Raw genomic sequence first — 24,476 nt, forward strand, 5'->3', positions numbered from 1 at the left:
TTCAACTTCTTAAGTCTAACAAATCACTTTTAATTTGTCAACACTTTTTTGAGAAGTTGTTTTCGTTTGTGTTTGTCCGTTTCTTAAGGACAAGTAATACTTTATCACCTTAATACTATTACGTCAATGCTTTTTTGTAAGTTTTTTTATTATTTTATATTTTCATATTCAGCCTTTATAACTTTTAATTCCTCTATATCAAGATTTACCAATGCATTCAGCTTGTTTTTTCTTTCTGAAATATCTTCAATTTTTTCTATTATTTCTTTCCTTATTTCTCCTAAAAGACTAACATACTCATCATATGTATTATCATATTTACTTTCCAGTTCTTTTTTTATCTTTGCTGATAAAGATGGACTATTTCCTCCTGTAGATATACTTATGAGTAAATCTCCCCTTTTTACACATGACGGTACTGTGTAATTTGATAATTCTATATCATCAACTACATTAACTAGTTTTCCATTATTCCTACAGTATATTCCTATTTTTTTATTTACTTCTTTACTATTTGTAGCAGCTACCACAATAAAGCTTGATTTTATATATTCTTCCTTATATGAATCCTTTATCATATCTACTCTAGAATCTAAAGTAGAAAACTTTTCTATAAAACTTTCTGATACAACCCTTACAGTCTTTCCAAAGCTTAAAAAGTTTTTACATTTTCTGTATGCAACTTCTCCTCCACCTATAACTGTCACTTCCATATCTTTTAATTTTAAATTTATTGGATAAAACATTAGCATCTCCTCCTTAAAATATTATCAAATTCAGTACTAAATATAAGTATATATTTTTAATTTATTTAAATAAACCTCTAAATATTTTTAAGTAAATAAAAAAGAGCAACTTATAAGTCACTCTTTTTTATTTCACTTACATGTTTTTTATCATTTTTGCTAAATCTTTAGCAAAATAAGTTATTATTATATCAGCTCCAGCTCTTTTTATAGACATAACAGATTCATATATAGCCCCTTCACTTAATATCCCATTTTTAACTGCTGACTTAAGCATTGCATACTCACCGCTTACATTATATGCAGCTAGAGGTAAATCATAATTATCTTTTACTCTTCTTATTACATCTAAATACGATAATGCTGGTTTTACCATAAGTATATCTGCACCTTCTAAAACATCTAATTCAGACTCAATTAAAGCCTCATCACTATTTGCAGGATCCATTTGATACGTTTTTCTATCTCCAAATGATGGTGCTGAATTTGCAGCTTCTCTAAATGGACCATAGAATGTAGATGCATATTTAACACTATATGACATTATTGCTATATGCTCATATCCCTCTTTATCTAAAGCTTCTCTTAATGCCTTTATTCTTCCGTCCATCATATCAGATGGAGCAACCATATCAGCTCCAGCTTTAGCATGACTTACTGCTATTTTAGCTAAGTACTCTAATGTTTTATCATTATCTACATATCCACTATCTGTTAAAATTCCACAATGACCATGACTTGTATATTCACACATGCATACATCTGTTATTACGTTCATATCTGCATCTATTTCTTTTATTTTTCTTATAGCTCTTTGAACTATACCATTATCATTATATCCTTCACTTCCACATGCATCTTTTTCATCATCATGAGGAATTCCAAATAATATTACATGCTCTATGCCTAACTCTTTAATTTCTTTTATTTCATCTTCTAACATATCTATTGAGAAGTGATATACATCTGGTAAAGATGAAATCTCTCTTTTTATATTTTCTCCTTCTACTATAAATAATGGATATATAAAATCTTCTACATTTAACTTAGTTTCTCTCACTAAATTTCTAATTGCTTTATTTGCTCTTAATCTTCTTGGTCGTCTTAACACTTTAATACCTCCATATATAATAATACTTAATACAATTAATAAGTTGTCCTATGAAGTATTTTAACTTTGATAGTACAACTTATTAACTAACTAAGTATTATATTTTATAAATTTTAAGTTTTTACTAATCTTCAATTATTGTTTTAACCATACCATCTATAGTAGCTACTTCAGCTTCCTTATAGACATTTAAGTTAAATTCTTTAGCTGTTTGTGTTGTTATAGGCCCTATAGATATTATCTTAATATTTGATAATTTATCTATATTTTCTTTACCTATAATCTCAACAAAGTTTTTAACAGTTGATGAACTAGCAAAAGTTATATAATTAATATCATCTTTAGTTAACACTTCTAATACTTCTTCTCTTCTTGTAGGATCTACTACCGTCTCATATGTATGAACTTCTTTTACTTCACATATTTCACCTATTTTATCAACTAAAAAATCTCTAGCATTTTTAGCTCTAGGCATTAACACTTTATCTGTAGACTTTAGAATTGGCTTTAATTCATCAAATAAGTATTCTGCTATAAACTTTCCTGGAACTATATCTGCATTAATACCTCTGTTTTTAATTTCTTTTGCTGTAGCTGAACCTATAGCACAAATTTTTAAATTAGCTAATGCTCTACTATCTAGTCCCATTTCATCTAACTTATCAAAGAATATGTCAACTCCATTTTTACTTGTAAGTACTAAGTAAGTATATTCTTTAATATTTTTAATTTCATTTTCTAACTCAGTGTTATCTTCAAATTTATCTATTTTTATAGTAGGAATCTCTATAGGATTCCCTCCTAAGTCCATTATTTTTTCTACTAAACTACTGCTTTGAGTTCTTGATCTAGTAACCATTATACTTTTTCCAAATAAAGGCTTATTCTCAAAGAAGTTTAACTTATCTCTTAATCCTACTACTTCTCCAACCGCTATTAAAGTAGGAGGTTTTACATTTTCTCTTACTGCCGTTTCATATACATTTTCTAATGTAGATGTTATAACTCTTTGATTATATCTAGTCGCCCAACTTACAAGTACAACTGGAGTATCTTTAGATTTACCTTCTTTTATTAGATTTGCACTGATTTTTTCTAAATTTGCAACTCCCATTAAAAATACTAGAGTTCCATTTGTATTAGCTAAAGCATTCCAGTTTATTTCTGGATTTTCTTTATCATCATCTCTAAGGTGTCCTGTTATAACATGGAAAGAGGATGCATGGTCTCTATGAGTTATAGGTATACCTGCATAGCATAATCCACCTATCGCAGAAGTTATTCCTGGTATAACTTCAAAATCTATACCTTCTGAGAATAAAACTTCGCCTTCTTCTCCACCTCTTCCAAATACATATGGATCTCCACCTTTAAGCCTTGTTACTATTTTTCCTTCTTTAGCTTTATCAGCGATTACTCTATTTATATCATCCTGAGGAAGTGCATGATTGCTAGATGCTTTACCTACATATATAAACTCACAATTAGGCTTAGCTTCTTTTAGATAGTTTATATTTGCTAATCTATCATAAACTATAACATCTGCTTTTTTTATACACTCTAGCCCTTTTAGTGTTAATAACTTATAATCTCCAGGCCCTGCTCCTACTAAATAAACCTTACCTTTCATGACCATCATACTCCTTTAAAATTAATTTAGCCAATTCTATTCCCAATTCTCTTGGTGCATGTACACTACCTTCCATTGATTTTATAACTAATACCTTACCTTCTTCATCTCCATACAATCCAGTAAGATTTATTGTTTCTCCATCAACTTTACAGTAAGCACCCATAGGAATATGACAACTTCCATTTACTCCATCCAGAAATCCTCTTTCAGCAGCAACCTGAATTTCCGTTATTTCATCTTTTAAAGAGTTTATTACTTCATCTATTTTAGGTTCATTTTTTCTTATTTCTATAGCTAATGCACCTTGCGCTGGTGCTGGTACAACTATATCTGTAGGTAAATAATAACTAATTTTTTCTTCTAAACCTACTCTTAAGATTCCAGATGCAGCTAATACTACTCCATCTAAGTTTTCATCTACTATTTTTCTTATTCTTGTGTCTACATTACCTCTTATAGACACTATATTTAAATCTGGTCTATGATTTAATAATTGATATTTTCTTCTTTTACTCCCTGTACCTATTGTTGCACCTTTTGGCAAATCTTCTAGAGAACTATATCCCTCTTTAAGTATTAATACATCTCTTGGATCTTCTCTCTTTGGAATACTTGCAAATTTCAACCCTTCTGGTAATGATGATGGCATGTCTTTCATACTATGAACAGCCATATCAATTCCACCATCTAAGAGCTGTTGTTCTATCTCTTTTACAAATAATCCCTTATCTCCTATTTTATCAAGGCTTACGTGTTGTATTATATCGCCTTTAGTTTTTATTATTTTAACTTCAAATTCTACACTAGGATTTTTTTCTTTTAATCTATCTATAACCCAGTTAGTTTGAGTAACTGCCAGCTTACTCCCCCTAGTTCCAACTACTATTTTCATGACTCAAATCTCCTTTGGACTTTCCTTTGATTATCCTACTTTAACTGCTTTTTTTACTTCCTTATTAACTAGGATAGTTGAGAAATACGATATTTTTTCTTCAAGATTTACTTCTCTTAAATCATTATATACCACTTCCCCATCTTGTGACGAATTGCTTACTAATATAGAATACTCTATAAGTCCATTTCTTTCTAATTTAGAAACTATCTCTTTAAAGTTTTTATAAACCTTCATTAAAACTATAGAGCTATAATTTTCTAGTGCATAATCTATCTTTTCTTCCTCTATTGTGCAAGGAATTATTATTAATGGTTCTCTATCCATAACTAATGGGAAATTTTGATTAGATGCTATGTTAGAGAATGAAGATATTCCTGGTATAGTTTCTACATCTATACTTCCTATAAGTCTTTCCATTATATATACATATGTACTATATATCATTGGATCCCCTAAAGTTACAAATCCAACATTTTTACCTTCTTTTACATCTTCTACTATTTCATCGGCAACTTGATTCCACGCTAATATCTTTTCTCCATCATTAAAGTTCATTGGAAAATGTCTAGATTTTATTTCTAATGATTCTGGTAAGTATTCACTTACTATAGATAATGCTAAACTTTCTCCACCTTTTCTAGCTTCTGGTGTATATAATATATCTAAATTTTTTAATGTTTCTACTGCTTTAACTGTTAATAATGAGCTATCTCCAGGTCCTGTTCCTATTCCATAAAATTTTGCCATTTTCAATCTCCTCCTAGTTAATTAACATATTTCTTCTAATTGGTTTAATTTTTCTATACAATCATGTGCATGGTTCATAAACTTATCTTGTATATAAGGATTTTCTCCTAATCCTTTTAAATGCACTTTTATCTCAAATCCATGTTCTTCTAATATAGTTTTCCAAGAATCTTCTTCGTCTCCTGCCATATCATTTATAGCATGGTCTCCTGCAACTAACATGAAAGGCATAAGATTTACTTTTTTAATATTATTCACCTTTAACCTGTCAATAACTTGATCTAATTCTGGATAACCTTCAACAGTTCCTACATATGCATTTATTCCAGCATCTCTTAACATATACTCTAATGCCGGATATGATGAATGAGATTCATGGAATGTCCCATGTCCCATAAATACTACAGCTTCATCTTCTTCCATTTGTGGTATTTGATGATTAATAGCTTCAACGGCTTCTTTATAATCATCAATATATGTTAATAATGGTCTACCTAATATAATTTTTTTAAATTTACCTTGGTAGCTTTCAACTTGTTCTTTTAGTTTATTAAATTCTTCTCCACATATTATATGAAGAGTTTGAACTATAACTTCTTCATACCCTTCATCATACAATCTATCTAAAGCTTGTATTGGGTTTTCTATGTTTATACCATCTCTATTTTTTAACTTCTTTATTATCATGTTAGAAGTATATGCTCTATGAAAATCATATCCATCTAGACCTTCTTTTATTTTTCTCTCACAAGCTTCTATTGTTTTTTCTCTTGTTTCTTTATAACTTGTCCCAAAACTAACTACTAAAATTGCTTTTTTCATGCTCAATCCACCTTATATAAAAATTTATAATAAATGTTCTAATTCTTTAATATCATTAACTACGTTAGGATAATCCATTTTCTGTCTAGTTATTATAACCACTGGTATATTTAATGTCTCGCAGGCATTTACCTTTTCTAAAAATCCACCATTTATACCACTTTCTTTCGTAACAACTACATCTACATCATAGTGTTTATAAAACTCTTCATTTATACCTTGACTAAAAGGGCCTTTCATAGCTATTATATTATCTGCATTTAACCCTAAACTTTCGCAACTTGTTATTACTTCAGCTGTTGGTAGTACTCTTACAATTAAATTTCTGTCAGGTATATAATCAACTATCTGAGGTAGATTTTTGCTTCCAGTTCCTATAAATATATTTTTTCCTTTTTCTCTAGCAATCTCACAAGCTTCTTCAATAGAGCTAACTATATACTTATTGTTATAATTTATTTCATCAATCAATGAATTTCGCTCATATCTTAAGTATTCTATATTTAATTCATTTGAACATTCAATTGCATTTTTAGAAACTTCAACAGCATACGGATGCGTTGCATCTATTATTTTATTTACATTATTTTGTTTTATAAAAGTTATCATATCTTCTTTAGATAATTTACCTGTTACGACATCTTTTGCATGTTTTTTTGCAAGGTCTTCTCCGTAACTAGTTGTTACGGAAAGTTTGTATGACAAGTCTTTCTTTTTGTTTAATATGCTGCATATCTCTAAGCTGTCAGATGTTCCTCCCAAAACTAAAATCATACAGTATAACCTCTAGGAGTTATCATTAAGTCATCATGTATAAATGTTGATTTATTACCTATTACAACCATAGTAGTCATATCTACTCTCTCAAAGTCCATAGTATCAAACGTACATACAAACTTTTCTTCTTTTTCTCTTCCTACATCTTTTACTATTCCAACAGGAGTGCTTCCAGCTTTGAACTCACCCATTATTTCAAATGCTTTAGCTAAATGTTCACTTCTACCTTTACTTCTTGGATTATATAAACAAATAACAAAATCAGCTTCAGCTGCTAATCTTAATCTTTTTTCAATTACATCCCAAGGAGTTAATAAATCACTTAAACTTATATGACAAAAATCATGCATTATAGGTGCTCCTAATATTGCTGCTGCTCCTATACTAGCTGTAACTCCTGGTATTACTTTTACATCTATATTTTTTTCTTCTTTTGAAGTTAATTCTAATATTAATCCTGCCATACCATATATTCCTGCATCTCCACTACTTATGACAGCTACTTTTTTACCAGTTTTAGCTATTTCAACAGCTTCTTTACATCTATCAATTTCTTGTCTCATTCCATTTTGTACTACTTCTTTATCTTCTATTAAATCTGTTATTAAGTTTATATATGTTTTGTATCCTACTATAACCTCAGAATCTTTTATAGCTTCTATACATTGCATAGTCATTAATTCTTTACTTCCTGGCCCTATACCTATAACGTATATCATTTAGTCACTCTCCCTACCGAAATTGTTATTCCTCTAAATTTATGTTTTTTTATTATTAAATTTCCACTGCTTAATATATGTGCTACAGGCTCTGCTACACAATATACGCCAACATTCTTTTTTACAAACTCTGATTTATCATACAAATAATCTACTTTTGATATTTCTTCTGCTGAAAAAGTTTTAAATTCTACATCATAATAATTTGCTAAATCTATAATCGCTTTTTCATTATATTTAATATCTATGCTTCCAATATTCTTTATAGCTTTAGAGTCTATATTGTGTTGTTGTAACAAATCGTTTAGTGACTCTTGTAACAATTGGCTTTCTGTATTTCTTCTACATCCAATTCCTATAACTATATCTTTTGGAATAACTTTAATTATTTTTTCTTGTACATATGCTTTATCTAATCTATATTTTATATAATCAAAAACTTTATTTTTATGGCTTATAACAACTACCTTATCAAAGTTTTTTATTTCTTCTATACTTTGTAAGACTTTAAACCCTCTAGTATCTACTTCGTATTTTCCATCTATATAAATACCAACTTCTTGATTATTAACAATCATTGCATTTACATCTTTTACATTGTCTCTAAAATTATCTATATGAGCATCTAGCTTCTTTGCAATCATATCTAATGATGATTTTTTATTAACATCCGTTGCTGTTGTTATCACCGGGTTAGCATTTATTAGTCTACTTATGTAATTAGTCATTTCATTAGCTCCACCCATATGACCACTTAGTAAACTTATGATATTCATACCTTTTTCATCAGTTACTAGTATGGCTGGATCACTAAACTTACTTTGTACATGTGGCGCTATAATCCTAACAACTATACCCGTTGCCATTATAAATAATATATAGTCATATTTAATAAATAACTTTTGAACTAATTCACTTAACTTCTCTTCAATTAAAAATACATTTTCTTTTTTAGTATCTAATTTCAAGTTATTTTTTTTATTTTTTACTATGTAAACATGACTTTCTTTTATTAAAGAGTTTATTTGCAATGCTAGATTTTTTCCATTTTCTGTTATACAAACTATTGCTATATTTTTATTTTCTGTATTCATGTTTGAAGTCCTTATCATACAACTTCGAATTATTGTAATCTGTTCCTAAGAATTTACCAACTAATATTAAAGCAGTCTTTTTTATTCCATTTTCTCTTACTTTATCAGCTATATCTTCTAAAGTACCTCTAACTATTTTTTCATCTGCCCATGTAGCTTTATATACAACAGCTATTGGAGTATCCATTGGATATCCCCCTTCATGTAACCTTTCTACGACTTTTTCTATATCCTGTACTGATAAAAATATTGCCATAGATGTTTGATGAGCTGCATAAGATTCTATTGATTCTTTAGCTGGAACTGGAGTTCTTCCTTCCATTCTTGTAATTATTACACTTTGAGATATTTCTGGAACTGTGTACTCAACACCTAACGCAGAAGCTGCCCCTAAAAATGAACTTACTCCTGGAGTACAATCAAAGTCAATTTCTAATTTATTTAAATCTTCAACTTGCTCTCTTATTGATCCATATATAGAGAAATCACCTGTCTGTAGTCTTACAACTGATTTTCCAGCTTTAACACCTTTTTCCATTACATCTATTATTTCTTGTAAATCCATATGTGCACTATTGTGTATTTCACATCCCTCTTTACAATATTCTAAAAGTTCTGGGTTTACTAAAGATCCTGCATATATAACTACATCAGCATTACTTAAAAGCTTATATCCTTTAAGAGTTATTAATTCCTTATCCCCTGGTCCTGCTCCTACAAAATGTACTTTATTTAACATATTAATCTCTCCCTTTTTCACAAGATATTATATAAATTGGGTTTAGAGGTTTAAAATATTCTCCTCTTCCCAGCTTTTCTAATTTTGATACATTTAAAACTGAAACATCTATATTTTCAAATCCATATTCTCTTAATAATCTAAGTGTCTCATTAAATGTTTCTACTATAATAAAATTAGCAACTAACCTTCCGCCATCAATTAATAAATTCTTAGACCATGATAAAATTTCATTTAGGTTATTGCCTGTACCTCCTAAGAATATAGCATCTACTTTTTTATCTATTTCTACGGGGGCATATCCTTTGATAATTTCAACATTTTTCAAATTAAATTTATCTACATTTTTATTTATTAACTCTAATGCACTATCATTTCTTTCTATTGATATAACATCTAGATTTGGATAATTGTACGCTGCTTCTACAGTTACACTTCCTGTCCCTGCTCCTACATCTATAAATCTCTTAGCATTTACTAAATCTAATTTCATTATAGATATGGCCCTTACTTCTTCTTTTGTAATAGGAACTTTTCCTGTTATAAACTCACTATTTTTCATGTGCAATCTCCACCTATTTTATGACTTTAATAATCTTCAAGTATTACTACTACACACATATCAAATTCATCTATATTCAATATTTCCTCTGGGCTTCCTATAGTTATTTTTTCATTGTCATAAGATAAATTTTCTCCAACAATTACTGTTCTATCTAAATCTCTTTTTAAAATTTCTTTACAGATCTCTTTTGGACCTATTATTTTATCAGTTACCATACATACTTTTTTATGATCTAATACATAATCAAAATCTGGTGTCTTTCCATGACTACTAGTTATATATAAATCATTCATATCTATATGTACCTTTGAAAAAATATACTGTAATGAACTTATTCCAGATACTACATTTAAATCTTTTGGTTCTATATTTTTAGATAAATATCTCCCTATTCCATAAATAAATGGATCTCCTGATGCTAGTACAGATATCTGTTTATCTTTATTATTATTTATGTACTCTATTATTTCTTTTAAGTTTGAGGCTAGCTCTATTTTTTTTCCTTTGAAATCTGTAATAGATTCTAAATTTCTTTTCCCTCCAATTATTACATCAGAGCTATTTAGTAGCTTTTCTCCTAGCTTCGTTATGTAATCTGTGTTTCCTGGACCTAAGCCTATAACATTTATCATCTAAATACCTCCACTAAACTGTCTGTATTATTAGATTTTCCTAGTAAGGTCTTGTCCATAGAGAATATCATGACCTCTACTTTTATTTCATCATCACCTAAATATTGATTTACTTTAAACTTACACTTGTTACATATCAAATTGTAAAAGTCTTTATACTCACTATTATCTATAATTTCAACAGCTTCTTCTGCAGTTAAACATTCATTAATTTTTTTTAAAAACTCGTATGGTGCTCCCATCATAGCTAAATTTGAAACTAATATTTCACTTCTAGCATCTGCAACTTTACTATGAGTGTTAAATATTCCTGCTGATAATTTTATAAATTTACCAATATGACCAGCCATAAGAATTTCCTTATATCCCATTCTTTGAGCTTCCTTTAGCATATAACCTATAAAGTTACTTGTTCTAACTACATATTTCATATCTAAGTTCAAATTTTCTTTTATAAACTGTTCTCCATGATTACCAGGAACTAAGATTATTTTATTTAAGCCTTGTTCTTTCTTCATTTGAAGTTCTATTGATAACGATTTTTTCCAACCTTCATCACTCATAGGTTCAACAATTCCTGTTGTTCCTATAATCGATATTCCACCTATTATTCCTAATCTTGGGTTAAATGTTTTTTTAGCAATTTCTTCTCCCTTAGGTGCAAATATAGTTATTTTTAAAGCTTTATCATCATCTAAATACTGGCTACTATCATCACCAATTATTTTTCTTATTTCACTATTTATCATTTTCATAGGAACAGGATTTATAGCTGCCTTTCCTACTTCTACACTAAGACCTTTTTTAGTTACAACTCCTATACCATTTCCGCCACATACAACTATATCTTCATCACCTTGTTTTTTAATAATTTCGGCTCTAGCATGAATATGCATAGTATGCGTTGCATCAATATCATCTCCGCCATCTTTTTCTATAGAACACTCCACATAATTATCCATAATAACTATGTTATCTACTTTAAGTGTTAGAAAAATTCCTTTAGGTGTATCTATATTTATAGTTTCTGTTCTCTTTTTAGTTAATAGCATATAAGTTGCAGCTTTTGCTGCTCCAGTAGCACAAGAACCTGTTGTATATCCTCTTTTATACTTTTTACCATCTATATACACATATTCTTCCATACTATTACCTACATAGTGTATAAAATAGCATTAATTATAGCTGCTGCTAAATTGCTACCACCTTTTCTTCCTTTTGAAATTATATATGGTATATCTGTTTTTTCTAATTCATCTTTAGATTCTGCTGCCCCTACAAATCCTACTGGCACGCCTACAATAGCATCTAATTCTAATTCATTAGAATTTTTCATTTCCATAGCTTTATATAATGCTGTTGGAGCGTTACCAAATACAAATAATTTTCTTCCTGGCTCTTTTGCTGCTATTTCTACAGCTGCCATTGAGCGAGTAATAGATTTTTCTTTAGCTAATTTTGCAGTTTCTTCATCTGCTACTAGGCATTTGTACTTACATCCTAAAGATTCTAATCTTTTTTTATTTATCCCACTTAATGCCATATTTGTATCTGTATATACAGTTGCATTATTTTTAAGCGCATCTATTATGCTTTCTACTGCTTTATCTGATATTTTAAGAATATCTAGATATTCAAAATCCGCTGTTGTATGTATTGAACGTTTTATTATCTTCTCTTCAACGTTATTTTTAAATTCATAGCCTGGTCTTATTTCATCTATTATGTCTTGTATCATTTCAAAACTTTTTTCTTCTATTTTCATAGGATTTTTGATGTATTCCATTCTAATTTCCTCCTAATTCCACCATCTATAATATTATGCGTATATATTTTGTTATAAACTTTATCTAATTTATAACTTTTTAGCTTTTCTATAAGTTTTTTATCATCCATGTGTTCATCAATTAATATACCAACTACAGTTCCACTATGAGCAATATTAACACCATAAGCTCCATAGTTTTGAGATATTTCTATAATTTCTTTAAGACCTTCTTTTTCATCTATATTTTCATTAGCCAGACCGCTCATTGTGCAAGCTTTACCTATTATAGATAGGTCATTTTTTCTTATTCCTTCTTCTAGTAAATAAAATGATTCTTTTATAATCTCTTTATTTTGAAGTTTTATATCCTTATAATTAGGAGTATTTCTAATCTTCATAGTGTCTAAAGTTTTATTAGGTTCTAATATTATTACTTTAGAATTTTTTATATTTCCTATATACTTTATCACTTCTCCATTTAGTGGATTGAATATGCAATTCTCCTCTATGTATGTAGAGTCTGTTGGTTCTATTGTTGATGCTAACTTAGATATTTCTTCACCAGTTAAATTTTTATTTATTAAATCTAATGTAGCAAATATTGTAGCTCCTATATCTGCCGTAGAGCTTGCCATTCCCTTTCCAACAGGAATTTGGCTATCAATATTTAAAGATATATTTTTACTATCTTTAACTGGCAATCTAAATTTTTTAAATACTTCTTCTATTGCTTTTCTAGATTTTGATGGTCCTAAACTTATATTGTTTAATTTTTCTTCTAGAGTTACTATTGAATACATATCTATTGCATATGAGCTCAAATACTCTTCTTTGTCCCTAATGCCTTGAACAAATTCGCCACACGATGCTGGACAAATACCATAATATTTCATTCTAATCACCTAATAAATTTTTCATATGTTTTATAAGGATTTCATTTTCTTCATGAGATTTTATAGCTACTCTTATGTAACTATCATCTAATCCGATAAAATTCGATGCATCTCTTACAAGAATATTCCCTTTATTTAATAATTCGACTTTTATTTCATTAGACCTTCTATTATTGAGCTTAATTAGTATAAAATTAGTATCTGTATCATATACATTTATCTCACTTATACTTCTTAGTTCTTTTAGCATATAGTTACGTTCTTTTATATAATATTCTTTGCTTTCTTTTATATATTGTCTATCCTTAAATATATAATTTGATAATGTATCTGCAAATGAATTTATTGTCCATGGCTCTTTATATTTATAAATATTTTCAATTATTTCTATGTTGCTAGTTAGCCCATATCCTAATCTCAAACCTGGTAATCCAAAAAATTTAGTAACAGCTTTAAGTATAAATAGATTTTTATATTCTTCTACATATTTTACTAAACTAAAATTTTCTTCTAATCCTACAAATTCCATAAAAGTTTCATCTACTATAAGCAGCTTATTATGTTGTTTCATTAGATTAAGTAATTCTGTTAAATCTTTTACTTTACCATTTGGATTATTTGGATTACACACAAACAAACTATCAAATTTATCAATATTTTCTTTTATTTGATTTAAATCTATAGAAAATTCATTTTTACTATCTAAGTCTAAATTTAAAACATCTAATCCACTTAAACTTGCACTTCTTCCATACTCTGAGAAAGTAGGATTTAATATAGCTAGTCTTTTGCCTATACTCTTCATTAATAAATAAATTATTTCTGTTGCACCATTTCCAGGTATTATAAAATCTGAATTTAAACCTATATATTCTGATATATTATTTTTTAAACTTGTATAAGTTATATCTGGATAGCCCTTACAGTTCTCTAATCCTTCAAGAATATATTTATCTAAATCAGGTACTACTTTAGGATTTATGTTTGAGCTAAAATCAATTATCTTTTTTGGGTCTATATTATACATTTGCGCTATTTCATTTACATTAGCTCCATGACCTAAGTCTTTCATATGTCCACCCCCTAATTTTCAATTTATACCTAAATAAATTCAGGCATCTCAATTTGCTTAAGTATAAACTGAAATAATTTTACCTGAGTGAAGTATAATCCTCTATACATTCACTCAAGTATTGTTTAAATTATATAAGAATAAATAATGCAGTAAATATAACCATTGAAGTTAACGAAGTTGCATACATTATTTTATTTGTTTTCACTATATCTTCTATTTCAATTTCTCTTATTTTATCTCCTATAGTAGGCTTATAAACAGCTTGGCCAAAGTATATATTAGTTCCTCCTAGCTGTACTCCTAAAGCACCGGCAACTGCCCCTTCTGGATAAGCACAGTTAGGACTTTTATGATTTTTTCTATCTCTTACTGCTATTTGAGATGCTTTTTTATAGTCATATCCTAATAGCAAACTCCCTATAGACATTAGTAGTACTGCTATTCTTGCAGGTATATAATTTGCAACATCATCTATTTTAGCTGATGCAAATCCTAAATCTTTATACTTTTCATTTTTATATCCTACTGTAGAATCTAAAGTATTTATTGCTTTATAAGCCATAGCAAGTGGCGCTCCACCAATAAATGCATAAAACATTGGTGCAATTATTCCATCTACTGTATTTTCAGCTACAGTTTCTACTGTTGCCCTTATTATTTCACCTTCATCTAAATCAGTAGTATCCCTTCCTACTATGTAAGATAGCTGTGTTCTAGACTTTTCTATATCTCCTGTTTTTAGAACATTATATATTTTTATAGCTTCATCTTTTAAACACTTAGTTGCTAATGTTGTATATATTAAAACTGAATTAGCAATTATGTAGCCACCTGGAATAAAACTAAATAACTTAACTATCATATAAGTTACTAGGTAAGTTAGTCCTACTGTTATAGTCCATAAAACAAATCCACCTATTTTTAAACCTTTATCTGTTTTAGCTATATTTCTTATTTTATTTTCAGTCACTTTTATTAATTTTCCAATATATCTAACTGGATGAGGGAAGGAATATGGATCACCTATAATTAAATCAATTATATATCCTATATAAATAGATACTATATTCATATTAGTTGTTTCCTTCCTCTAAATACTTATCTACTCTATTGTTTAATAAGTTTTTTATACAATCTAAATTATTATAAAAATGAGTATGTAAATATGTAGCTAAAGTATTATTTTTACTATATCCACCTTCCCACTCGTTAACTACTTTTCCATCTCTTTCTTTTCTCATAACGTATGCACATTCCTCTTCTGTTTCAAATACAGAGTGATGGAACTCATGACCTTTTATCATTTCATCAGCCTTAGATAAAACGGTATCACCTTTTGCAGTACCATAACAATATCCAAATCTTTTTAGGGATGTTGTCATTTTACTATTCCCTTCAAATATACCTACCATATCATAAGATATATTTTCTTTATCTAACAGGGTTTGACCTAAGTACATAAGTCCACCACATTCTGCATAGATAGGTATATTGTTTTCATGAGCTTCTTTTATAGATTCTCTCATTAATACATTTGCTTCTATTTCTTTACTAAATATTTCTGGGAATCCTCCACCTATATAAATATAATCTGATTTTGGTACCTTATTATCTTTTAATGGACTAAAGTATTTTATATCTAAACCTAACTCTTCTAGTAATTCTATATTTTCTCTATAGTAAAAATTAAAAGCTTTATCATAAGCTATAGCTATTGATTTTCCTTTAACTTTATTTTCTTCTATAAAATTATCTAATTTAAATGTGCTTTCTATTTCTTCAGTCTCTGAAATTTCTATAATCCTATCTATATTTATATACTTTTCTATTTCCTCAGCTAAGCTATTAAACTTGTTTTTTAAACCATCTATCTCTACACTTGGCACAAGTCCTAAATGCCTAGATTCTAATGAAAATTCATTGTTAGGTGGGAAGTACCCTAAAACTTCAACACCGCAATATGTTTCGATGGCTTCTTTTATAATTTCATAATGTGTCTTAGTCCTTACATTATTTACTATTACACCTTTTATATTTACATCTTTATCTAGTTCTTTATATCCTAATACCATAGCTGCACTTGATGCTGCCATAGCTTTACCATTTATAACTAGTATCACAGGAGCTTTAAGTATTTTTGATGTATGCGAACTTGTACAATTATCTAAGTTTATTCCTATTCCATCATATAATCCCATTACACCTTCTACTACTGATATATCAGCATCATCTGATGCTTTATTAAAAACGTATTTGATTTGCTCATCATTTAGCATGTATGAATCTAAATTTCTTGAATGTCTTCCTGTTATAAAAGTATGGTAAGATGGGTCTATATAATCTGGACCTACTTTATATGGCTGTACTCTCATATTTCTTTTAGTTAGAGCCTGCATTATTCCTAGCGATATAGTTGTTTTACCTACACCACTATTAGTTCCTGCTATTAAAATTTTTTTCATATATTCCACCCAATTATATAATTTATTTTTTTATTACTGATTTTTCATGTTCATCCATAATTTCATATATTTTTTTTATATCTAAATGTTCTCTTAGCAATTCAGCAAGTCGATCATATTCTTTTTGCTTAAATTCTTCAAAAGAAGCAACACTACTTTTTACTTTTTCTAATCCTTTAGCTTCTCTTATATTATTTAAAAGTGATCTTGTAAAATCTACATCATCAAATATTCCATGAAGATATGTTCCAACTACATTCCCCTCTTGATTTACACTTCCCTCTTGATAATTTACCTGTTCATCCAATTTTTTAGTTATTGTATTTAGACTATTTACACTACTTCCTATATCAGTTATTCCCATATGTATTTCGTAACCTTTTACTTTTTTTCCACCTAAATTACTCATATATCCATTAAGTTTTTGACTTATAATAGCGTTTACTTGTGTCGTAGTTTTTTCTTTTTCAAAAGTCGTTATAGTATCTAATAAACCTATTCCATCAAACTCCTCAGTATCACCTTCAACATGATATGGATCTCTAAGTTTTTTACCTAACATCTGATATCCACCACATATTCCAAATATTAGTTTACCCTTTTTATGAAGCTCTTTTATTTGCTCCTCTAATCCACTTTCTCTTATATACTTTAAGTCATCAATTGTACTTTTGCTTCCTGGTAAAATTACTATATCTGGATTTCCTAAACTTTCTCCATATCCTACATATCTAATACTTACATCTTCTTGTGTTTCAAATATATTAAAATCTGTAAAATTAGACATATGAGGTGTTCTAATTATTTCTATATGAATATCATTTTTATCCATCTTTGTTTTAAATTTAGTAGTTACGCTATCCTCATCTTCTATTTTTATATCACTATAAGGAATAACCCCAAGAACAGGAACTTTTATTATTTCTTCTAACATTTTTATTCCTTCACCTAAAAGTTCTTTTCTTCCCCTAAATTTATTTATAATTACACCCTTAACTCTTTTTCTTTCTTCTTCACTTAATAAAAGCATTGTACCTGCTAGTGATGCAAATACTCCACCTCTATCTATATCTCCAACAATTATTACTGGAGCATCTGCAATTTCTGCCATACCCATATTCGCAATATCATGTTCCTTTAAATTTATCTCAGCTGTACTACCTGCACCTTCCATTACTACAACATCATACTTATCACTAAAACTTTTAAAAATATCCTTTAGTTCTTTTGCTAGTATTGGCTTATATGTATGATAGTCCGAAGAAGACATGTCCTCTCTTACTTTTCCCCTTACAATCACCTGGCATCTATGATTTCCTGATGGTTTTAATAATATTGGATTCATATCTGCAATAGGTTCTATTCCTGCTGCTTCAGCTTGAAAAACTTGTGCTCTCCCCATTTCTAATCCTTCTTTTGTTATAAAAGAATTTAATGCCATATTTTGTGATTTAAATGGTGCAACACTATATCCATCTTGTTTAAACACTCTACATAGACCAGCAGTTAAAATACTTTTCCCAACATTTGATGCTGTCCCTTGTAACATTATTTTTTTGCCCACTGTTTCACTTCCTTTATCTCATTATAAATTTCATAACAAAAAAAGTCCTAGCTCTAGTTAGAGTTAGGACTTTTATTCTATGATATATCAAATAAAAACCTTCACCCCGAAGATCTCATTAATAAATTAAATTAGGCAGGTATCCTGGCTCAACTTCATCCTACTCCTATACCTTCCCATCTTTTAAGACAGTGGCAATTTTTAGTTTCGTCCGTTTTACAGTAGCGGGGGCTGCAAAGGCATTTCACCTTTTTCCCTTTTAATTTTCCTTTAAAGAAAAACCTCTTTTAATCTAATATTCAATTTTAAAGGCTCATAAAATTTGTATTATTCATAGTATGTATTACTGTAAATCCATTATCTATTTCTAAAATTGTAACTGATGCATTATCAATTTTAAAGTTCCAATGATATTTATAGCTATTTGATATTAAATAAGTAATTATGTTTCTTATAGTTCCACCATGGGAACATACAAGTACTGTTTTATTTTTCTCTTCAGAAAGTATATTACTTATTTCATCAGCTACTCTATTATATGAGTCTATCAAACTTTCTCCATTAGGATACTTATATTCATATCCCTTATTTATCATATCTTGAAATTCATTAGGGTAACTTTTCTTTATATCTTCAAATGTTATACCTTCAAAATCACCAAAACTAATTTCTTTCAAGTTTTCTTTTTCTTTTATTTGTATATCCTTTATTTTAGATATCTCTTTAACTGTATCTTTAGTCCTAGAAGATGTTGTTGTATAGATACTATCTATTTTTATATCTTCTAAATATCTAGTAAGTTGTTTAATTTGTTTCTTTCCAATTTCACTTACTTGGCTATCTATATGACCTGATAATCTATTGTTTTGATTGTCAGTTGTCAAAGCATGTCTTACTAAAATTAATTTTGTCATTTATTTTCCTCTTTTAGCTTAACCTATTATTAGATATATGTAAAGTAAATATATTACTTCTCCTAATTCTATACTACATCCTAATATATCACCTGTTACTCCGTCAATCTTTTTATATACGTGACCTTTAAATATTTGATTGAATAAAAGCACAAGTATTATTGATAATAACACTTTAATTATAATTTCAAACGGAGTTAAGAACATAAATCTTGCAATTAATGTTATTAATACTATTGTATATACTATAGCAGTTAAAAACATTCCTGTTGTTAATTTACCTATAAACATATTACCCATGCCTTTAGCTCTTGGAGAAACAGTTTTATATGTAAGCCTAATTACACCTAGTCTTCCTATCACAGGCATAAACATTACTAGCCACATGTATCCATTATTTATAATGCTGTATATAAATCCTACTTTAAGCAAAATAACAAACATTACTGCTAAAAGTGAATTTGTACCTAACCTTGAATCTTTCATTATTTCTAACATTTTTTCTTTATCTCTATAGCTGTATAAAGCATCAAAAGTGTCACCTAATCCATCTATATGAAGACCACCTGTTAAAACTACAGAGCTTAAGGTTATAATTATCGCTGTTACAAATGGATCAAATATATAACCACATATTGTTCCTATTAAAAATAAAAGTACTCCTAGTACAAATCCAACTAAAGGAAAATATGTTATAGACTTATGAAATTCCTCATCAAATCCTACATCTATATTTATAGGTATTCTGGTCATAAACTGAAGTAATGCAATAAATCGTTTCATAATCTACCCCTTTATTTTCATAGGTATACCACTTACTACAAAATAAACTTCATCGCTTTCTGATGCTATTTGTTGATTGATTCTACCTACAATATCTGTGTATACTCTGCTTAATTTATTAGCTGGAACTACTGCCATTCCAAGCTCATTTGTTACAACTACAAAGTATAGATTAGTTTTTTTAATTTCTTCTATTAATTTTTTTACTTGATCTTTTATATACTTTTCTAACTCATTTATTTCTTCTTGATTAGCTTTATCTATATCCATATCATAAGTAAACATTAAATTATTTACTAATAAAGTCACACAATCTAGTATTACTGTCTCATGATTATTTGATATTTCTTTAATAATAGAGTATATATCTTTATATATTTCATAAGTACTCCAATTTTGTGGTCTACTTTCTTTATGTTTCTTTACTCTATCTTTCATCTCATCATCAAATGGTATAGAAGTTGCTATATACGCTGTGCTATTATTTTGGTCTATGCATAATTTTTCTGCAAAATTACTTTTACCAGACCTAGCTCCACCTGTTACTAATATAATTTTGCTCATGGTACTTCTCCTATCTAAATAACTACTTACACCCATTCTACTTCATCAAATGTTGCCATGTTTTGATAAGCATAGTTTGATGCTTCTATTATATTAAATGCAAGTGCTGCACCACTACCTTCTCCTAGCCTCATATCCATATTAAGTACGGGACTTAAATCTAGCATTTCTAATGCTTTTTGAGTTCCAGCTTCAGCTGATAAATGAGATGCTATCATATACTCTCTAGATTTAGGATTTATTTTGTATGCTAGTAGTGCTGCTGCATAAGATATAAATCCATCTAATACTACTGGTGTTTTATTTGCACTACATCCTAATATTACCCCAGCCATAGATCCTATTTCAAATCCACCTACTTTAGATAATATATCTATTCCATCATTTGGATTTGGTTTGTTTAATTCTATTGCATTTCTAATTGTATCTGCTTTATGTTTTAATCTTTCTTTTTTTAATCCTGCACCTATTCCAGTTACTATAGCTGGATCACATCCATCTATTACAGATATTATTGCACTACTAGGAGTAGTGTTACAAATACCCATCTCTCCAATTCCTATAACTTTATATCCTTTTTCTATACATTCTTCGGCCATTTCAATCCCAATTTCTAGACATTTTATAGCTTCCTCTCTAGTCATTGCAGGACCTTTAGCCATATTTGATGTTCCCTTTCTTATCTTGTAGTCCCTAACTCCATCTAATTTATGGTCACAATTAACGCCAACATCTACCGCTATAACATCAGCTCCTACAAATTTACTTAAAGCACCTACTCCACATAAACCTTTTGTAAAGTTTGGAAATTGCAATTGAGTTATATCTTGAGGATCTGGAGCTACACCTTCTTCATAGACTCCATGATCTCCTGCAAAAGCTATTATTGCTTTCTTAGAAGTATCAAATTTTGCTGTTCCATATATTCCTGCTAATTGCATACAAATATCTTCTATTTTTCCAAGGCTGCCTTTAGGTTTTATAAGTGTATCAAGCCTATTTTTAGCTTTTTGAATAGAATTTTTATCTAAAGAATATATATTTTTTGAGATATTCTCTAATAAATACATTTTTATTTCTCCTCTCATTGCTTTATTTAAAAAAGGGAATGTACTAAAGTATATTTATTTTAAATACATCCCCTTTCTCAATTTTATTGTATTGTCTAATTTTAATATAAACTTATCCAAACAAATAAAGGTTCAACATAAAAGAATATTCTACACATTATTTGTATATCCTTTATTATTAGTTTAAAAATAGACAAGAAATTTTGTTTTATTTATTTTTTAAAGATTATGAGCTGCTTTTAATGCTTCATAACAAGCATTTATTGTGTAATCTATATCTTCATTTGTATGAGCATTAGATAAGAACATTGCCTCAAATTGAGTTGGTGCTAAAAGTATCCCTCTCTTTAATAATTCTGCAAAATACTTATTAAATTTAGTTACATCGCATTTAGTTACATCATCATAGTTATTTATTGGCCCTTCTGTAAAGAATAAACAAACTAATGATCCAGCTCTATTTACAGTGTAATTTAATCCTAGCTTTTCAACATTAGATTTTAATCCTTTTTCTAATCTTATAGCTTTTTCTTCTAAATTTTTATATATTTGAGGATTATCTCTTAATATTTCTAAGTTCTTTTTACCCATATACATAGCTAATGGATTACCCGATAAAGTCCCCGCTTGATAAACAGGACCTACTGGAGATACCATACTCATTATTTCTTTAGTTCCTCCATAGGCACCTACTGGCAATCCAGCTCCTATTATTTTACCGAAACAAGCCATATCTGGTTTTATACCAAAATACCCTACTGAACTACTATAATTTAATCTAAATCCAGTTATTACTTCGTCAAATATTAAAACTGTTCCATATTCTTTAGTTATATCTCTTAATAATTGTAAGAACTCTTGAGTTCCTGGAACAACTCCCATATTTCCTGAAACTGTTTCAACTATAACTGCTGCAATTTCATTACCTTGCTCATTGAATATTGTTCTAACTTCATCTAAATCATTGTACTTACAGACTAATGTATCCTTAACAACATCTTCTGGTACTCCAGGACTTGTTGGAACTCCATATGTTATCGTTCCAGAACCTGATTTAACTAGTAATGCATCAGAGTGTCCATGGTAACATCCTTCAAATTTTAAAATCTTATTTCTTTTTGTGTAAGCTCTTGCTACTCTTAGAGCACTCATTGTAGCTTCTGTACCTGAGTTAACCATACGAACTTGATCTATTGCAGGGTAAGCTTCAACTATAATTTTTGCCATTTCAACTTCTATCGCTGTTGGAACTCCATAGCTTGTTCCTTTTGCTACTATTTCTTCTATTCCTTCAACTATTTCTTTAGGACTATGACCTAACATAAGAGGTCCCCAAGAACATATATAATCTATATATTCATTACCATCTACATCCCATATTCTACTTCCATGAGCTCTGTCTATAAAAACAGGATCTAATCCAACTGATCTAAATGCTCTAACTGGACTATTTACACCGCCTGGTATGTACTCTATTGCTTCTTCATATATTTTTAGTGACTTTTCATTTTTCATCTTTCTAGTTCCTCCTAAAGTTTAAAGTTCAAATAGCTCTTCAACTAATTTTATATATTCTTCTCTTTTTCCCTTATCTTTTGTTTGCTTTAAATTTATTATTGGTTCTCTTATTAGTCTCTTAAGAGCTGATGTCATCATCTTATCTATGATTTTTTTCTCTCTAGTATCAAGGTCTAATTTTCTAAATATATAATCTAATGTATCTTCTCTTATTTCTAAGCATTTATCATTTAATGATTCTATAGTTGGGTCTATATGAGTTGAATCCATCCATTCTACAAATTCATCAATGCTTTTATTTATCATATCATAACCTATATTAGCTAATTCTTTACGCTTTTGGTCATTTTTGTCATGTATTTCTTTTAAATTATCTATATCATAAACTTCTATATTTTCTAATTCATTTATTTTAGGATCAATGTCTCTTGGAAGAGCTATATCCATCATATAAATCTTTCTTTCAAGCTTTGGCATCTCATCATATCTAACTACAATATGTGGTGATGCTGTAGCACTTATAACCATATCAACATCATTAAGAATTTTGTATCTATCAGCATATTCTATCAGAACAACGTTTTTAAAATCATTTTCGATTTCTTTAACCTTACCATGACTACGATTTGATACATAGATAGTATTAATTTTTTCCTCTTCTAGGTGCTTCATTGTAAGCTTACTCATTTTACCTACACCTATAACTAGTGCATTTTTCCCCTCTAAACTACCTAGTTTTTCTTCTAAAAACTTTACACCTATATAACTTATCGATAATGGTTGTTGTGATATTTTAGTTGTACTTTTTATTTCTTTAGCTGTTGTTATTGCCTCTCTAAATAATTTATTAAATTTCTTTTTGCTTGCACCTAGTTGCATAGAGAATTCATGTGCATCTTTTACTTGACCTAGAATCTGATCTTCGCCTAAAACTATAGAGTCTAGTCCAGCAGTTACTTTGTATATATGATCTATTGCTTCTCTATGTGTTTTTACAAATAAATATTCTTTTACATCTGGCTTATCAAAAAATGTTGCGTAAAAATCTTCTACAACTTTTACTTTTTCATCAACGTTTTTAGATTGAATATATATTTCACTTCTATTACAAGTAGATAATATAATAACTTCCTCTATCTCTTTATCTAGTAGATAGTTTATAGCTTCTATTTTCTGTAAATCAGTAAAGGAAACACCTTCTCTTATACTAATTGGAGCTAAATTATGATTAACTCCTACAACCCCTATATTCATAGCTAACCTCCAAACCATTTATAAGTTTTTTAAACTCACTATTTATAGTATACATCTGGATGTAATTTTTGTAAATTTAGAACTCTAAATATATTTTTCCTTATTAATATTCTATTTCTATCTATCTATTA

Annotated in this window: 25 protein-coding genes and 1 riboswitch; all 25 genes read right to left on the reverse strand. The window is 28.8% G+C overall.

Annotated features, from left to right (window positions below; all coding sequences use genetic code 11):
- Positions 1 to 149: 149 nt before the first annotated feature.
- The 25 genes from NWE74_RS10155 to hemA all read right to left on the reverse strand — a co-directional run bounded on the left by NWE74_RS10155 (position 150) and on the right by hemA (position 24,345).
- Positions 150 to 746, reverse strand: a complete 597-nt coding sequence (locus NWE74_RS10155) for a precorrin-2 dehydrogenase/sirohydrochlorin ferrochelatase family protein (RefSeq protein WP_258243061.1) — start codon at positions 744 to 746, stop codon at positions 150 to 152.
- Positions 747 to 882: 136 nt separating this feature from the next.
- Positions 883 to 1,857, reverse strand: a complete 975-nt coding sequence (gene hemB, locus NWE74_RS10160; RefSeq protein ID WP_258243062.1) for a porphobilinogen synthase — start codon at positions 1,855 to 1,857, stop codon at positions 883 to 885.
- Between the two features lie 124 nt (positions 1,858 to 1,981).
- A complete protein-coding gene (gene cobA, locus NWE74_RS10165) occupies positions 1,982 to 3,487 on the reverse strand; it encodes a uroporphyrinogen-III C-methyltransferase (RefSeq protein ID WP_258243063.1) in 1,506 nt (501 codons plus the stop codon).
- Entirely contained in the window at positions 3,477 to 4,382 is a 906-nt protein-coding gene (gene hemC, locus NWE74_RS10170) for a hydroxymethylbilane synthase (protein ID WP_258243064.1), read from the reverse strand. The genes cobA and hemC overlap by 11 nt, the downstream gene beginning before the upstream one ends.
- A 30-nt stretch (positions 4,383 to 4,412) precedes the next feature.
- Positions 4,413 to 5,132 carry a cobalt-factor II C(20)-methyltransferase gene (locus NWE74_RS10175; RefSeq protein WP_258243065.1) on the reverse strand — a complete coding sequence of 240 codons (720 nt, stop codon included), beginning with the start codon at positions 5,130 to 5,132 and terminating at the stop codon, positions 4,413 to 4,415.
- A gap of 21 nt (positions 5,133 to 5,153) precedes the next feature.
- Positions 5,154 to 5,954, reverse strand: coding sequence for a sirohydrochlorin cobaltochelatase (locus NWE74_RS10180; protein WP_258243066.1), 801 nt, complete (start codon positions 5,952 to 5,954; stop codon positions 5,154 to 5,156).
- 24 nt (positions 5,955 to 5,978) lie between these two features.
- Positions 5,979 to 6,728: a cobalt-precorrin-6A reductase gene (locus NWE74_RS10185; protein WP_258243067.1), complete on the reverse strand. Its 750-nt coding sequence runs from the start codon at positions 6,726 to 6,728 to the stop codon at positions 5,979 to 5,981.
- Positions 6,725 to 7,450 (reverse strand): precorrin-3B C(17)-methyltransferase, encoded by a 726-nt coding sequence (gene cobJ, locus NWE74_RS10190; protein WP_258243068.1) that lies wholly within the window; start codon positions 7,448 to 7,450, stop codon positions 6,725 to 6,727. Before cobJ ends, NWE74_RS10185 begins: the two co-directional genes overlap by 4 nt.
- Positions 7,447 to 8,544, reverse strand: a complete 1,098-nt coding sequence (cbiG, locus tag NWE74_RS10195) for a cobalt-precorrin 5A hydrolase (protein WP_258243069.1) — start codon at positions 8,542 to 8,544, stop codon at positions 7,447 to 7,449. The genes cobJ and cbiG overlap by 4 nt, the downstream gene beginning before the upstream one ends.
- Entirely contained in the window at positions 8,528 to 9,283 is a 756-nt protein-coding gene (locus NWE74_RS10200) for a cobalt-precorrin-4 methyltransferase (RefSeq protein ID WP_258243070.1), read from the reverse strand. Before NWE74_RS10200 ends, cbiG begins: the two co-directional genes overlap by 17 nt.
- A 1-nt stretch (position 9,284) precedes the next feature.
- The gene (locus NWE74_RS10205; RefSeq protein WP_258243071.1) at positions 9,285 to 9,845 is read right to left on the reverse strand and encodes a decarboxylating cobalt-precorrin-6B (C(15))-methyltransferase; all 561 of its coding nucleotides are present in this window, start codon (positions 9,843 to 9,845) and stop codon (positions 9,285 to 9,287) included.
- Between the two features lie 26 nt (positions 9,846 to 9,871).
- Positions 9,872 to 10,480: a cobalt-precorrin-7 (C(5))-methyltransferase gene (locus tag NWE74_RS10210; RefSeq protein WP_258243072.1), complete on the reverse strand. Its 609-nt coding sequence runs from the start codon at positions 10,478 to 10,480 to the stop codon at positions 9,872 to 9,874.
- The gene (gene cbiD / locus NWE74_RS10215) at positions 10,477 to 11,625 is read right to left on the reverse strand and encodes a cobalt-precorrin-5B (C(1))-methyltransferase CbiD (protein ID WP_258243073.1); all 1,149 of its coding nucleotides are present in this window, start codon (positions 11,623 to 11,625) and stop codon (positions 10,477 to 10,479) included. The genes NWE74_RS10210 and cbiD overlap by 4 nt, the downstream gene beginning before the upstream one ends.
- An 8-nt stretch (positions 11,626 to 11,633) precedes the next feature.
- Entirely contained in the window at positions 11,634 to 12,266 is a 633-nt protein-coding gene (locus NWE74_RS10220; protein ID WP_258243074.1) for a cobalt-precorrin-8 methylmutase, read from the reverse strand.
- Positions 12,242 to 13,141 (reverse strand): cobalamin biosynthesis protein, encoded by a 900-nt coding sequence (locus tag NWE74_RS10225; RefSeq protein ID WP_258243075.1) that lies wholly within the window; start codon positions 13,139 to 13,141, stop codon positions 12,242 to 12,244. The genes NWE74_RS10220 and NWE74_RS10225 overlap by 25 nt, the downstream gene beginning before the upstream one ends.
- A 1-nt stretch (position 13,142) precedes the next feature.
- Positions 13,143 to 14,213: a pyridoxal phosphate-dependent aminotransferase gene (locus NWE74_RS10230; protein ID WP_258243076.1), complete on the reverse strand. Its 1,071-nt coding sequence runs from the start codon at positions 14,211 to 14,213 to the stop codon at positions 13,143 to 13,145.
- A gap of 130 nt (positions 14,214 to 14,343) precedes the next feature.
- Positions 14,344 to 15,288, reverse strand: coding sequence for an adenosylcobinamide-phosphate synthase CbiB (cbiB, locus tag NWE74_RS10235; RefSeq protein WP_258243077.1), 945 nt, complete (start codon positions 15,286 to 15,288; stop codon positions 14,344 to 14,346).
- A 1-nt stretch (position 15,289) separates the two neighbouring features.
- Positions 15,290 to 16,678 carry a cobyrinate a,c-diamide synthase gene (locus NWE74_RS10240; protein ID WP_258243078.1) on the reverse strand — a complete coding sequence of 463 codons (1,389 nt, stop codon included), beginning with the start codon at positions 16,676 to 16,678 and terminating at the stop codon, positions 15,290 to 15,292.
- Between the two features lie 22 nt (positions 16,679 to 16,700).
- Entirely contained in the window at positions 16,701 to 18,242 is a 1,542-nt protein-coding gene (locus NWE74_RS10245) for a cobyric acid synthase (RefSeq protein ID WP_258243079.1), read from the reverse strand.
- Positions 18,243 to 18,358: 116 nt separating this feature from the next.
- A riboswitch (cobalamin riboswitch) is annotated at positions 18,359 to 18,543 on the reverse strand.
- 4 nt (positions 18,544 to 18,547) lie between these two features.
- Positions 18,548 to 19,156 (reverse strand): histidine phosphatase family protein, encoded by a 609-nt coding sequence (locus NWE74_RS10250; RefSeq protein ID WP_258243080.1) that lies wholly within the window; start codon positions 19,154 to 19,156, stop codon positions 18,548 to 18,550.
- An 18-nt stretch (positions 19,157 to 19,174) separates the two neighbouring features.
- Positions 19,175 to 19,939 (reverse strand): adenosylcobinamide-GDP ribazoletransferase, encoded by a 765-nt coding sequence (cobS, locus tag NWE74_RS10255; protein ID WP_258243081.1) that lies wholly within the window; start codon positions 19,937 to 19,939, stop codon positions 19,175 to 19,177.
- Positions 19,940 to 19,942: 3 nt separating this feature from the next.
- Positions 19,943 to 20,503, reverse strand: coding sequence for a bifunctional adenosylcobinamide kinase/adenosylcobinamide-phosphate guanylyltransferase (gene cobU, locus NWE74_RS10260; RefSeq protein ID WP_258243082.1), 561 nt, complete (start codon positions 20,501 to 20,503; stop codon positions 19,943 to 19,945).
- Between the two features lie 26 nt (positions 20,504 to 20,529).
- Positions 20,530 to 21,573, reverse strand: a complete 1,044-nt coding sequence (cobT, locus tag NWE74_RS10265) for a nicotinate-nucleotide--dimethylbenzimidazole phosphoribosyltransferase (protein WP_258243083.1) — start codon at positions 21,571 to 21,573, stop codon at positions 20,530 to 20,532.
- A 219-nt stretch (positions 21,574 to 21,792) separates the two neighbouring features.
- Complete coding sequence (gene hemL, locus NWE74_RS10270) at positions 21,793 to 23,088, reverse strand: glutamate-1-semialdehyde 2,1-aminomutase (RefSeq protein ID WP_258243084.1); 1,296 nt, start codon at positions 23,086 to 23,088, stop codon at positions 21,793 to 21,795.
- A 21-nt stretch (positions 23,089 to 23,109) separates the two neighbouring features.
- A complete protein-coding gene (gene hemA, locus NWE74_RS10275) occupies positions 23,110 to 24,345 on the reverse strand; it encodes a glutamyl-tRNA reductase (protein WP_258243085.1) in 1,236 nt (411 codons plus the stop codon).
- Between the last annotated feature and the right edge of the window lie 131 nt (positions 24,346 to 24,476).

The organism is Romboutsia lituseburensis (assembly GCF_024723825.1).
Classification (GTDB): Bacteria; Bacillota; Clostridia; order Peptostreptococcales; family Peptostreptococcaceae; genus Romboutsia_F; species Romboutsia_F lituseburensis_A.

Excerpts from the sequence above, each read along its gene's own strand:
- NWE74_RS10155 (WP_258243061.1), bottom strand. The coding sequence starts at position 746 with ATGTTTTATCCAATAAATTTAAAATTAAAAGATATGGAAGTGACAGTT.
- cobA (WP_258243063.1), bottom strand. The coding sequence starts at position 3,487 with ATGAAAGGTAAGGTTTATTTAGTAGGAGCAGGGCCTGGAGATTATAAG.
- hemC (WP_258243064.1), bottom strand. The coding sequence starts at position 4,382 with ATGAAAATAGTAGTTGGAACTAGGGGGAGTAAGCTGGCAGTTACTCAA.
- NWE74_RS10175 (WP_258243065.1), bottom strand. The coding sequence starts at position 5,132 with ATGGCAAAATTTTATGGAATAGGAACAGGACCTGGAGATAGCTCATTA.
- NWE74_RS10180 (WP_258243066.1), bottom strand. The coding sequence starts at position 5,954 with ATGAAAAAAGCAATTTTAGTAGTTAGTTTTGGGACAAGTTATAAAGAA.
- NWE74_RS10185 (WP_258243067.1), bottom strand. The coding sequence starts at position 6,728 with ATGATTTTAGTTTTGGGAGGAACATCTGACAGCTTAGAGATATGCAGC.
- cobJ (WP_258243068.1), bottom strand. The coding sequence starts at position 7,450 with ATGATATACGTTATAGGTATAGGGCCAGGAAGTAAAGAATTAATGACT.
- cbiG (WP_258243069.1), bottom strand. The coding sequence starts at position 8,544 with ATGAATACAGAAAATAAAAATATAGCAATAGTTTGTATAACAGAAAAT.
- NWE74_RS10200 (WP_258243070.1), bottom strand. The coding sequence starts at position 9,283 with ATGTTAAATAAAGTACATTTTGTAGGAGCAGGACCAGGGGATAAGGAA.
- NWE74_RS10205 (WP_258243071.1), bottom strand. The coding sequence starts at position 9,845 with ATGAAAAATAGTGAGTTTATAACAGGAAAAGTTCCTATTACAAAAGAA.
- NWE74_RS10210 (WP_258243072.1), bottom strand. The coding sequence starts at position 10,480 with ATGATAAATGTTATAGGCTTAGGTCCAGGAAACACAGATTACATAACG.
- cbiD (WP_258243073.1), bottom strand. The coding sequence starts at position 11,625 with ATGGAAGAATATGTGTATATAGATGGTAAAAAGTATAAAAGAGGATAT.
- NWE74_RS10220 (WP_258243074.1), bottom strand. The coding sequence starts at position 12,266 with ATGGAATACATCAAAAATCCTATGAAAATAGAAGAAAAAAGTTTTGAA.
- NWE74_RS10225 (WP_258243075.1), bottom strand. The coding sequence starts at position 13,141 with ATGAAATATTATGGTATTTGTCCAGCATCGTGTGGCGAATTTGTTCAA.
- NWE74_RS10230 (WP_258243076.1), bottom strand. The coding sequence starts at position 14,213 with ATGAAAGACTTAGGTCATGGAGCTAATGTAAATGAAATAGCGCAAATG.
- cbiB (WP_258243077.1), bottom strand. The coding sequence starts at position 15,288 with ATGAATATAGTATCTATTTATATAGGATATATAATTGATTTAATTATA.
- NWE74_RS10240 (WP_258243078.1), bottom strand. The coding sequence starts at position 16,678 with ATGAAAAAAATTTTAATAGCAGGAACTAATAGTGGTGTAGGTAAAACA.
- NWE74_RS10250 (WP_258243080.1), bottom strand. The coding sequence starts at position 19,156 with ATGACAAAATTAATTTTAGTAAGACATGCTTTGACAACTGACAATCAA.
- cobS (WP_258243081.1), bottom strand. The coding sequence starts at position 19,939 with ATGAAACGATTTATTGCATTACTTCAGTTTATGACCAGAATACCTATA.
- cobU (WP_258243082.1), bottom strand. The coding sequence starts at position 20,503 with ATGAGCAAAATTATATTAGTAACAGGTGGAGCTAGGTCTGGTAAAAGT.
- cobT (WP_258243083.1), bottom strand. The coding sequence starts at position 21,573 with ATGTATTTATTAGAGAATATCTCAAAAAATATATATTCTTTAGATAAA.
- hemL (WP_258243084.1), bottom strand. The coding sequence starts at position 23,088 with ATGAAAAATGAAAAGTCACTAAAAATATATGAAGAAGCAATAGAGTAC.
- hemA (WP_258243085.1), bottom strand. The coding sequence starts at position 24,345 with ATGAATATAGGGGTTGTAGGAGTTAATCATAATTTAGCTCCAATTAGT.